This is a genomic window from Pseudoalteromonas sp. 68 DY56-GL68, from assembly GCF_041414825.1.
Taxonomy (GTDB): domain Bacteria; phylum Pseudomonadota; class Gammaproteobacteria; order Enterobacterales; family Alteromonadaceae; genus Pseudoalteromonas.
Genome location: NZ_JAOCZL010000018.1, coordinates 485,210 through 497,220, shown reverse-complemented (window position 1 = coordinate 497,220; position 12,011 = coordinate 485,210). Strand labels below are relative to the sequence as shown.

At 42.8% G+C, this 12,011-nt stretch carries 9 protein-coding genes; 6 read left to right on the top strand and 3 right to left on the bottom strand.

The annotated features are described in order from the left end of the window. Positions 1-166 precede the first annotated feature (166 nt). Positions 167-1,471, top strand: coding sequence for an N-acetylglucosamine MFS transporter NagP (gene nagP / locus NYF15_RS10660; RefSeq protein ID WP_371353550.1), 1,305 nt, complete (start codon positions 167-169; stop codon positions 1,469-1,471). 532 nt (positions 1,472-2,003) lie between these two features. On the opposite strand, the gene NYF15_RS10655 is transcribed toward nagP, so the two are convergent. Both NYF15_RS10655 and NYF15_RS10650 read right to left on the bottom strand, forming a co-directional pair. Next, positions 2,004-4,154 carry a TonB-dependent receptor family protein gene (locus tag NYF15_RS10655; protein WP_371353549.1) on the bottom strand — a complete coding sequence of 717 codons (2,151 nt, stop codon included), beginning with the start codon at positions 4,152-4,154 and terminating at the stop codon, positions 2,004-2,006. Positions 4,155-4,465: 311 nt separating this feature from the next. Then, positions 4,466-5,311, bottom strand: coding sequence for a LysR family transcriptional regulator (locus tag NYF15_RS10650; protein WP_130151110.1), 846 nt, complete (start codon positions 5,309-5,311; stop codon positions 4,466-4,468). Between the two features lie 124 nt (positions 5,312-5,435). Here NYF15_RS10650 and NYF15_RS10645 point away from each other — a divergent pair, with 124 nt between their 5' ends. The 4 genes from NYF15_RS10645 (at position 5,436) to gcvP (ending at position 11,093) form a co-directional block, all read left to right on the top strand. Then, on the top strand, positions 5,436-6,035 hold the full coding sequence (locus NYF15_RS10645; protein ID WP_371353548.1) for a hypothetical protein: 600 nt from the start codon (positions 5,436-5,438) through the stop codon (positions 6,033-6,035). 179 nt (positions 6,036-6,214) lie between these two features. Further along, on the top strand, positions 6,215-7,297 hold the full coding sequence (gcvT, locus tag NYF15_RS10640) for a glycine cleavage system aminomethyltransferase GcvT (protein ID WP_371353547.1): 1,083 nt from the start codon (positions 6,215-6,217) through the stop codon (positions 7,295-7,297). Between the two features lie 88 nt (positions 7,298-7,385). Further along, positions 7,386-7,775: a glycine cleavage system protein GcvH gene (gene gcvH, locus NYF15_RS10635; protein ID WP_054551324.1), complete on the top strand. Its 390-nt coding sequence runs from the start codon at positions 7,386-7,388 to the stop codon at positions 7,773-7,775. Positions 7,776-8,204: 429 nt separating this feature from the next. Continuing rightward, positions 8,205-11,093, top strand: coding sequence for an aminomethyl-transferring glycine dehydrogenase (gene gcvP / locus NYF15_RS10630; RefSeq protein WP_371353546.1), 2,889 nt, complete (start codon positions 8,205-8,207; stop codon positions 11,091-11,093). A gap of 136 nt (positions 11,094-11,229) precedes the next feature. Here the strand turns inward: gcvP and NYF15_RS10625 are convergent, their stop codons facing one another. Beyond that, positions 11,230-11,538, bottom strand: a complete 309-nt coding sequence (locus tag NYF15_RS10625) for a hypothetical protein (protein ID WP_371353545.1) — start codon at positions 11,536-11,538, stop codon at positions 11,230-11,232. A 245-nt stretch (positions 11,539-11,783) separates the two neighbouring features. On the opposite strand from NYF15_RS10625, the gene NYF15_RS10620 reads away from it, so the two are divergent. After that, positions 11,784-11,939: a hypothetical protein gene (locus NYF15_RS10620; RefSeq protein WP_371353544.1), complete on the top strand. Its 156-nt coding sequence runs from the start codon at positions 11,784-11,786 to the stop codon at positions 11,937-11,939. Positions 11,940-12,011 lie beyond the last annotated feature (72 nt).

The following is a 12,011-nucleotide window of genomic DNA, read 5'->3' as shown; positions in this document are numbered from 1 at the left end:
ATTAGCCTGCTGATTGCGGCTTTTTCATGTTGTACACATAGTAAAATGATAGCGCTGTCATTTTTGTTAGTGTATGATTAAATTTTTGTGATTGGTATGGAAATTAAACGGCAGAAAGCTGCTATTATGACCCGCCAAATAAAAATAATTAACCAAGAGAACAATTATGGAAGCAACGGTTGAGTGTGACAACAACACAAAACAAAGCATCTGGCTGCCAATGGTATTGGCCGGCTCGATGTTTTTTATTCTAGGGTGTATAACCTGGCTTAATGGCGCAATTACACCATTTTTACAACAAATGCTTGAGCTATCGCCGTTACAAGCTTCGTTTATTATCTCCTCATTTTATATTGCTGTAACCGTTGCCGGTATTCCATCTGCAATGCTTATAAAACGAGTTGGCTATAAAAACGGTATGGCGATTGGTTGCGCTATTATGGCCTTGTCGGCGTTAATGTATATTCCTGCCGCTAAATTGCAAATGATCGAGATCTTTTTGTTTGCTCAGTTAATGATTGGGGTTGGACAAACTGTTTTACAAACTGCTGTTAACCCGTATGTGGTTAAAATGGGCTCTGAAAAGTCAGCCGCAGTGCGTGTTTGTATTATGGGCTTATTAAATAAGTTTGCGGGTGTGATCGTGCCTGTTATTTTTGCCGCTGTGGTTGTAAGTGGTGTAGTGGATGGTGCGGGTAAACTATCGCAAGAACAAAAAGACATGATGGCGAACAGCCTTATCATGCCTTATGTGTTGATTGCTGGTTTAATCATGCTATTTGCGGCATTTGCTAAATTTTCCCCATTACCTGATTTAGTGTTCGATGAAGATGAATCATCAAATGGCAAAGGCGAAATTAAAGAAACCCTAGCACACCCTCACTTAGTTTTAGGTGTTGTTGGTATTGCGCTATACGTTGCTGTTGAAGTGATTGCTGCAGATACTATCGGTTCGTACGCATTGCAAATTGGTGTAGCTGACTACTCAGTGATGACCTCATATACCATGGCGTGTATGTTAATTGGCTATGCAATTGGTATTTTAACTATCCCACGCTTTATGAGCCAGCAAACTGCGTTATTAATGTCGGGTATTGCGGGTATTATCACAGTCTTGTTAGTGGTTATGGGTAGCAACGACTCATTCATCATCTCAAACTTTTTATTAGTGCCATTTGGTGGCCCAGAGCTTCCAGATCCTCTTTTATGTATTGCTTTACTCGGTTTTGCTAATGCTATGGTGTGGCCTGCAATTTGGCCTTTAGCGCTTGCAGGCTTGGGCCGTTTAACTGGCACAGCCTCAGGATTATTGATCATGGGTATTGCTGGTGGTGCATTAGGTCCTTTATTAATTGGCCTTGGGAACGTGGCAGGTCTTGGTGCACAAGGCGCATACATTGTGATGATCCCAAGCTATGTATTTATCTTATTCTATGCCTTAAAAGGTCATAAGATGAGAAGTTGGAAATAACTTGGTGTAATAATTCAAGTTAGGCAAAGCCGCGGTACGCCCATCACCGCGACTTTTTTATTTCGTATAGATTATCGTATGGTTATGCTTTTATAAACGCGCCATGCAAGCATAACGCCTACGCAATGGTAGAAATGCCGTTGTAGGCGTAAAATTTATTTCGCGCGATTTATCTTATAAATTTTGTTCATATAAACGCGCCATGCAAGCATAAGGCTTACGCAATCGTAGAAGCGCCACCGTAGGCGTGAAATTTATTTCGCGCGATTTATCTCATAAATTTTGTTCATATAAACGCGCCATGCAAGCATAACGCCTACTCAATCGTAGAAGCGCCACCGTAGGCGTGAAATTTATTTCGCGCGATTTATCTCATAAATTTTGTTCATATAAACGCGCCATGCAAGCATAACGCCTACGCAATGGTAGAAGCGCCACCGTAGGCGTGAAATTTATTTCGCGCGAATTTATTCCACAAAAAAGCCGTGGGATTTTCATCACACGGCTTTTAAACTTTCGCTAAGTCGTTTTATTAGAACGAGTAGCTGTAACCTAGTTGTAGGGTACGTGGTTTACCTGTTTGAATACCACCATGAGCGCGGTTTGCAACGTAAGTCTTATCAAACAAGTTATCTACAGTTAGATATACATTTTGGTTGTCGTCGATAAGGTATTTAGCTGCTAAATCCCATACTACACGGCTGTCGATTGCATTGCGGCCTGAGTCTGATAGGTCTGCATGCGCATCTGAAACATAGCGCATTTGCGTATCGAATACGAAGCTTGAGAATGCAGCACCAACAGAAAGGGCTAGCTGGTTTTCAGGCACGTATGGCATTTCATCACCACTTGATACACTTCCCCATAGGTCAGATTCAAAATCGTTTTCGAACTCAGAGTCTGTGTATGTGTATGTTAAGCGAACAGGGAATGATGCTGCATTGCTTGTAAATACTTTACCCGCGCTTAGCTCAAAACCAGATACTGATACTTCACCATAGTTGTATTGGTCGCCAATGTTGTCATCGCTACAACCTACAGCTGCAGTACAGTTACCATGCATGTTGCTGTAGTCAGAGTTAAAGTAAATGACTTCACCAGTAATACCTGCGTAATCATAACGGCCACCAAGTTCAATATTTACACTCTCTTCTTCTTCTTGGTCAGCGTTACCTGGCGCTGCTGGAGCGTAGCCTTTTTGAATACCAGCAAGCAGCGTAAGGTTGTCGTTTAATGTATAAGTTGCGCCAAGTGAAGGCACTAAAATATCGCTGTCGTTGCTGATATCTTTTGTTAGGCCATTAGAGCGTGTTGGATCAGACTTAGACCACTCTTCACGTGTAATCGTAATATCTTCGTAGCGTAGGCCAGCATTAATGATTAATGCGTCAAGAGTCCATTGATCTTGGATAAAGAATGTTGTCGCCTCAGCGCTATCTACGCGGTTACTATCAGAACCACGTACGCCTCTTTCAGTTAGCGTCATTGAAAGGTCTTGATTTAGCGTGTATGTGTCTTGCCACTGAAAGCGGTCCATCTCGTCTTCATGGTAACGAGCGCCAACAGTAATGTAGTGGTTACCTGCTGGAATGTGGAATTCAGTTTGTAAGCCTTTTGCTTGGTAGTCACGGTTATTCGCTTTTACGCCAATACCTTCGATCCCTTCGCTGGTTGGGTTTGCTTCAAACTCGCTGTATTGCTCAAGGTAGCTTGTACCCACTTTACTTGCTTTATACCAGTTACGGTGAAAGTCGTTTACATAAGCCGTAGCCAGTAGTTCGTAACCGTCACCAAAACGATATGCATAGTTTAGTTGATACGCATTGTGGCGTGTATTCATTTCATCGTTTTGTGATGCTGCATAACGACGGTATGGACTTTCTTTGTAATCTGCATCTGTTAAGCCCATATATGTTTCATCAGAGCGCTCATCAGAATACTTTAGTTTCATTTCTAGGCTATGGGCTTCGTTGTCGCCAAAATCAAAACCAAATTTTAATAGTAAGTCATTTTTCTCAAAGCCAGTGTTGTCACTGCCAACAGGTAGATCTTTAAAGCCATCAGCACCATAAGAGAAAACTTCAACTAAGCCAGCGGCATTGTTTTTCTTTTTACCGTAGTAAGCGTGGCCTTTATAAAAACCATCACTACCAAGCTCAGCATTAAACAATCCTTTAGAGTCTTCTGTTGGTAAACTACGAGAAACTAAGTTTAAAACACCACCTGTTGTACGAGGACCATATTTAACAGAGGCTGCACCTTTCAGTACTTCGATAGACTCCATACGACCCATAGTAGGGAAGTAATAAGCTGAAGGGGCAGAATATGGAGCAGGGGCTACAAGTACGCCGTCTTCCATTACAGATATTTTATCATTACGAGAAGTGCCCGTGCCGCGCATGCCAATATTTGGGCGAAGGCCATAGCCATCTTCCTCTTGTACATAAACGCCAGGTACTGAGCTTAATACACGTGAGATGTCTGTGTATTCAAACTTTTCTAGCTCTTGCTCGCTAATAAACGTTGCCGAACCTGGAATATCATTAATAGCCGCAGCTGAGCCAATTACAGTAATTTGCTCAAAGCTTTTTTCTTCTTTTGTTGCATCTTTTGCAAGTGCATTAGCGCTTAATGATAACGCGATTGCAGTCGAAAGTGCTGAAACAATAAACTTAGATGTCATTGTGTGTCCTGTCTGTGCTTGGTTTTGAAACGCTGTAATTTAAACATGGAAAATAATACGAATCAATCCTATTTGTACTAAAATAGGTACTAATGATTAAGTTTTTGATATAAAAGAGTAAAATGGCTTTATGGTAGTATTGTAATACTATACTTTAGCTAGTGTTTTAGGGTGGTTTTACAGGTGGCTTTTAAGTTTTTTGTACAGGAAAGTGCAATAACTTAATGGTTGATATCAATATATAGTTTTAACCATGCACGATATTTTGGCTTTTTTTGTGTCGCAAATACTGTTTTTATCCTGATTCAACCTTAGGTTAAGCGCAAGGCTATAAACTCAGCGAGTTTATCTACTGCGTTACCAGCTTCATCAGCACGTTTTATTAAACTAATACCGATTTGACCCAGTTCAGGGAGGTCTTTGGTTTGCAGTTGGTAGCTTAGCTCATTGGGTACGGTACTTTTTGCGAGCACCGTAATGCCTAAGCCTTCTTTTAAAGCGGCAGTCAGGCCAGTTAAGTCGGCATTACTGTAGGCTATGCGGTATTTAATACCTGCACTTTGTAGTGCTTCGATTGCACGGCGGCGATAAATACAGCCTTCAGGGGCGGTTACAAGCGTTACCACATCATTTTGCGCAAGGTTTAAATCACCTACCCAAACTAGTTGGTCTCGCATAAAAATAGGGAACTTGGCTGATTCGAGCTCTTCGTTTAATGCCAGTACTAAATCGAATTGATCTTGGCGCGAGACCGACAATAAATGCTTACTCAATCGCGAGCGCACTTCGAGCGATACGTCAGGGTAGAGGGCAACAAAGTCACCAATGATCGAGGGGAGAATACGTGCAGCAAATTCACTTGGGATCCCTAAGCGCACTTTACCGGTGACGTTTTCGCTGGTGAACTGCTGTAAAATGGCATCGTTTTGTTGCAGCATTTGCTTAGCTAATGGCATGAGCAATTCGCCATACTGGTTAAGCACTTGGCGCTGTCCTTGCTTTTTAAACAGCTTGTGGCCAAGCATGTCTTCTAGGCGCTTTATTTGTAAGCTCACAGCTGGTTGTGATAGCCCTAATAACTCACCCGCTTTGGCAAAGCCGCCTACTTCAACAACGGTGACTAGGGTACGTAAACTGTCGGTAGAAATATTTTTCATAAAAAAAATCTATTTATAGGGCTATATATATAAGCATTATTTATCAATTGATAAATAATTACAATTTGTTGTTGTATGCACGGCGCAATATACTTCAAGCATTAACGATTGATAGGTGTCACATATGACTTTTACGCCAATAATGTTTGCTCGCCACAGCCAAGCTGAGACCCCAGCAGACAACGTGCTACAAGCAAATAACGATACTGCCATTATGGACTTTAGTGGCACTGAAGCAATCCCATTTTTAACGGCTATTTTAGGTCTTGATATTAATAAGCTAACCGCTAGCGGTTTAGGCTTACGTAGTTCATTAGACGATGACCTAACAAGCAGCTACGCTTATGCCCTGTACTACTTTAATGAAACCGCATTTCGTTTTGTGCTAGGTAAAGATGCCAGCGTGCAATTACAGTCGCTTATTAATGAGCAACAACTACGTTACGACATTGATTATGTAATGCGTGACGACTTAAGCGCGTTAACCTTAAGTGGTGAGCAAGCGTTTGATGCCTTGGTCGACAGCTTTAAACTAACGCCAGGTCTACGTTTATCAGACATGCGTAGTTGCTATGGTGCACAAAGTGGTGAAGTGTTTATAACCGCTATAGACAACCAAGCAACACAGCAATTTCAGCTGGTGGCGCGCCAAGCAGAGCTTGATAAATGGCAAACGTACTTACAACAGCTCGGCTTTGATTTAGCCTTAGCCAACGTTGCTTAAAATAGAAAGTTTTAAAACAGCTATACACTTGGGTGTTTAGCTGTTTTTTAGTTACAAAATCGCAATTTGGGTGTGACAACTGTGCAACTAATGTATAATCGCCGCCCATGTTATTCCCCCTCATTAAATTGAGGCCACGCCCCACAACTAGTGGGTTAATTTAAAAGTGAAGGAATATTATGACTTCTAAAACAGTTTTACATGCTAAGCACCTAGAAGCTGGCGCAAAAATGGTTGATTTTCACGGCTGGGAAATGCCAATCAACTACGGCTCACAAATCGAAGAGCATAATGCGGTTCGCACAGATGCAGGTATGTTTGACGTATCTCACATGACTATTGTCGATATTCAAGGCGAGCAAGCGCAAGCATTCTTACGTAAGCTTGTTGCAAACGACGTTGCTAAGTTAACTGTACCAGGTAAAGCACTTTACACAGGTATGCTTAATGAAGAAGGCGGCGTAATCGACGACCTAATCATCTACTTCTTCTCAGAAACTGACTATCGTTTAGTAGTTAACTCAGCAACACGTGAAAAAGATTTAGCACATTTAGCTAAAGTGTCGGCTGATTTTGCCGTAACGGTTACTGAGCGTCCTGAGTTTGCAATGATTGCCGTTCAAGGTCCTAACGCACGCGCTAAAACAGCAACTTTACTTAACGCAGAGCAACAAGCTGCTGTTGAAGGTATGAAGCCTTTCTTTGGTGTGCAAGCAGGTGATTTATTTATTGCGACAACAGGCTATACTGGCGAAGATGGTTATGAAATCGTAGTACCTAACGATCAAGCTGCTGATTTATGGCAACAACTTCTAGACGCAGGCGTCGCGCCAGCAGGTCTAGGTGCGCGTGATACATTACGCCTTGAAGCAGGTATGAACCTTTACGGCCTAGATATGGACGAAAGCGTTTCTCCACTTGCTGCAAACATGGCGTGGACAATCGCATGGGAGCCAGAAGATCGTAAGTTTATCGGTCGTGAAGTATTAGAGCAGCAACGCGCTGATAAGAGCACAGACAAACTAGTTGGTTTAGTGCTTGAAGAAAAAGGCGTATTGCGTAGCGGTTTAAAAGTCATCGTTGAAGGTGGTGAAGGGGTGATTACCTCTGGTACATTCTCACCAACGCTTGGTCACAGTGTTGCGCTAGCACGCGTTCCGCGTTCAACTGGCGAAACAGCCCAAGTAGAGATGCGTAAAAAACTGGTTAACGTTAAGGTTGTTAAACCTTGCTTTGTACGTAACGGCAAATCAGCTATCTAAACTATAAAAAATTTGGTGTTATCACCTAATAATGCCAATCATGTTGAGTTGTTAGCATGATTGGTAACAGAACCAAAGGAACAAAAAGATGAGCAATATCCCAAGCGAATTAAAATATGCTACTTCACACGAGTGGGTTCGCGACGAAGGTGACGGTACGTTTACTGTAGGTATCACTGAGCACGCACAAGAACTTCTTGGCGACATGGTATTCGTTGAATTACCAGAAGTTGGTGATGAAGTTGACGCGGGTGAAGACTGCGCAGTAGCTGAGTCTGTAAAAGCAGCATCAGACATCTACGCACCAATCGGCGGTGAAATCGTTGCAATCAACGAAGAGCTTGAAGATTCGCCTGAAACAGTAAATAACGACCCGTACACTGATGGTTGGTTATTCCGTATCAAAGCGTCTGACACATCAGAGCTTGATAACCTGTTAGACGCTGAAGGCTACGCTAACACAATCGACGAAGATTAATTAATTAGTCACGCCGACTAAAAGCCCCAGAGATACCCAAACCACTTGAATATACAAAATTCAGTGGGAATTTAAATTGCTTTTGGCAAGGCGACTGATTGAAGATCTAGTGGGCTAAATCGAAATCAGTTAACGCAGAATAAAGCAATTTAAAACCCACCGTTCCGGGGCGTGTGAGCAATATCACTTCATCGTTATATTGATTTAAAAGGGAATGCCATTCCTGCATCAATATGCCTTGAATTGAAAATGCTCACATCGCCCTGAATAAAGTATTATCAAGCGGTTTGGGTATCCAGTTGGGGCTTTTATGATTTTATAGCTTACTTTTCCATACGCTGTAAGTTACTAAATCAACACGTTTTTAAGTTATTGCCAGTTACCCATTGGCAGTAACCACTTTTTTTTGGATCATAGGAATCTGGACAAATGTCAAACGCCAAATCTCTTGAACAATTAGAGCAAAAGCAAGATTTTATTCGCCGTCACATTGGGCCAAGCCCAGCGCAAGTAAGCGACATGCTGAGCGCTCTTGGAGTATCGAGTGTTGAAGAGCTGATCGGTCAAACGGTACCTGCAAGCATTCGCTTAGAGCAAGGTTTATCAATTGGCGAAAGCCGCACTGAAGTTGAAACACTAAGCTACTTAAAATCAGTAGCAAGCAAAAATAAAGTGTTCAAATCATACATCGGTCAAGGCTACCACCCAACTCACGTACCACACGTAATTTTACGTAACGTACTTGAGAACCCAGGCTGGTACACTGCGTATACACCATACCAACCAGAGATTGCACAAGGTCGTTTAGAATCATTATTAAACTTCCAGACTATGACCCTAGACCTAACGGGTCTTGACCTAGCAAGCGCGTCATTACTTGACGAGTCAACGGCTGCGGCAGAAGCAATGGGCCTTGCAAAGCGTGTTGCAAAGTCTAAAGCGAATGCATTCTTCATTGCTGATGACGTACACACTCAAACAATCGACGTTGTTGCAACACGTGCAGAGCAGTTCGGTTTTGACGTTATCGTTGGTAAAGCAGCTGAAGCACTAGACCACGACATTTTTGGTGCATTGTTCCAATACCCATCAACAACGGGTGAAATCACTGACGTAACCGATTTAATCGCTGGCGTACAAAGCAAAAAAGCGATTGCCTGTGTTGCTGCAGACATCATGAGCTTATTACTGCTTAAAGCACCAGGTAAACTAGGTGCAGACGTAGTGCTTGGTTCAGCACAGCGTTTTGGTGTACCTATGGGTTACGGTGGTCCACACGCTGCATTCTTCGCAACACGCGACAAGTACAAACGTTCACTACCAGGTCGTATTATCGGTGTTTCTAAAGACCGTTTAGGTAACGACGCACTACGTATGGCAATGCAAACACGTGAACAACACATTCGTCGTGAAAAAGCCAACTCAAACATCTGTACAGCGCAAGTACTACTAGCGAACATGGCAGCGTTCTACGCGGTTTACCACGGTCCACAAGGCCTTAAAACGATTGCTGAGCGTATCCACCGTTTTGCAGACATCTTAGCGGCAGGCTTAAAAGCGAAAGGCGTAAACCTTAAGCACGACACATGGTTCGATACACTGACGGTTGTTGCAGATAACAAAGACGAAATCGTTGCACGTGCAGTAGAGCACGGCGTTAACTTTGCCTCTAACCGCGCAGGTGAATATTCAATTTCTGTATCAGAAACAACAACGCGTGCAGACGTAGCTGAGCTATTCGACATCATCTTAGGTGAAGACCACGGCCTAAGCGTTGACGCACTTGCAAACGAAATCGAAGTAAACGGCAGCAACTCTATTCCTGCAAGCCTAGTACGCGATGACGAAATTTTAACGCACCCTAACTTCAACTCGTACCACAGCGAGACTGAAATGCTGCGTTACATCAAGCGTCTAGAAAACAAAGATTTAGCGCTTAACCACTCAATGATCTCATTAGGTTCATGTACCATGAAACTTAATGCGACAGCTGAGATGATCCCAATCACTTGGCCTGAGTTTGCAAACTTACACCCATTCTGCCCACTTGATCAGGCAGCGGGTTACCAAATCATGATGACAGAATTACATGATTGGTTAGTAAACATCACAGGTTACGATGCAGTTTCACTACAACCTAACTCAGGTGCACAAGGTGAATACGCAGGCTTAATCGCGATCCGTAAATACCACGAGTCACGCGGTGAAGGTCACCGTAACGTATGTTTGATCCCAAGTTCAGCGCACGGTACAAACCCAGCGTCTGCACAAATGGCAAGCATGAAAATCGTGGTTGTTGACTGTGATAAAAACGGTAACGTTGATATGGCAGACCTTAAAGCGAAAGCCGAAGAGGTATCTGAAAACCTATCTTGTATCATGATCACTTACCCATCTACACACGGTGTTTACGAAGAAACAATTCGTGAAATCTGTGACATCGTGCACCAGCACGGCGGTCAAGTGTACATGGATGGCGCAAACATGAACGCGCAAGTAGGTGTTACAAGCCCAGGTTCAATTGGTTCTGACGTATCGCACCTTAACCTACACAAAACATTCTGTATTCCACACGGTGGTGGTGGTCCAGGTGTTGGCCCAATCGGTGTTAAATCTCACCTAGCGCCATTTATGCCTAATCACAGCGTGATTAATGTTGCTGGCACAAACATCGGTAACGGTGCGGTTTCTGCTGCCCCTTACGGCTCAGCAGCTATTTTACCAATCTCGTGGGCATATATTGCCATGATGGGCTCTGAAGGCTTAAAACAAGCAACAGAAATGGCTATCGTGAACGCTAACTACTTATCTGAGAAGTTAAGCGAGCACTACCCAATTTTATACCGTGGCCGTAACAACCGCGTTGCGCACGAGTGTATCGTTGACCTACGCCCACTTAAAGAGCAAACAGGCGTAACAGAAATGGACGTAGCTAAACGTCTACAAGACTACGGCTTCCATTCACCAACTATGTCATTCCCAGTAGCTGGCACACTCATGATTGAGCCAACTGAGTCTGAGTCTAAAGTTGAGATCGACCGTTTCATCGAAGCAATGGTATCAATCAAGTCAGAAATCGACCGTATCGCATCTGGCGAGTGGTCAATTGAAAACAACCCGCTCGTGTTTGCACCGCACACACAAGCAGATGTACTAGGCAATGAGTGGGATCGTGCATACGACCGTTTCTACGCAGCATTCCCAGTACCAAGCGTAGCAAAAGACAAATTCTGGCCTACAGTAACCCGTATCGATGACGTATACGGCGACCGTAACCTAGTTTGTTCATGCCCAGCGGTTGAGACATACCGTGACTAAGGTTTGATTGTAGTCTAGTATTTAAAAATTAGACATTTGTATTTAAAAATAGACAAACTTCGGTTTGTCTATTTTTTTGCCCTCAATAAAGTGCAGATATGCTTTTACGAACTAAATTGATAAGTTCTAATGGCGCTTAATTACAAACTGCGGTGTTTAAGAGGTTAATCTGCTCTGGACTGAAGCCGTGGCGAAGTAGTTCAAAATCTTTCATTTGCACTTGAGCTTTTCGGCCTACACCTATGACTTGGTAAATACTGCCACTAGCAGTTTTGATTAATTGATTGTGAGGTGAGATTTCTACTATTTTTGACGTACTAATGTAATCGTTGGTTGCGAATCGGTATGTCATGTCATCAACACAGATCCCCCACAAAATTTTTCCAATCGGTTCTTCACCGTCAAAAATAGAAACGATGTGCCAGTCTTTTACTATTGTGTTCATTGAAAGCTCACATGTCTTTGAATTGATGGGGTAATGATAGCTGAACAAAATTTAAAACTTTGGCGAAATCGTGGAGGTAATCCTGAGTTTTTATATTACTTAATCCCAAAAGTGTATAACTAATTGTTTTTGTTTGAGTTGTAAAAAATGAAATTTTTCCGCCACATGGATTACCGCGAATATCTGAGTTGTTAGTTAAAGTTGAGACCGTCCAATGTCGGACGGAAAACATAAGGTGATTAACAATGTCATTAGTAACAGTATCAAATAACTCAAATCAAAGCTCTGGTAATGGTCGTGGTTCTTCTTCACATCCGGGACCGGGTGGCAACTGGCCCAGTACAACAGGCGGTAAGTCTGGTGGTGGTCGCGGCAATGCGCCAGCAAAAGGTGGTAAATAAGAAGGAAGCTAGGGCGTGTTAGACGCCCTCTATTTGTTTATGAAAAAATACAGTAGCGATAAAGATATCAAT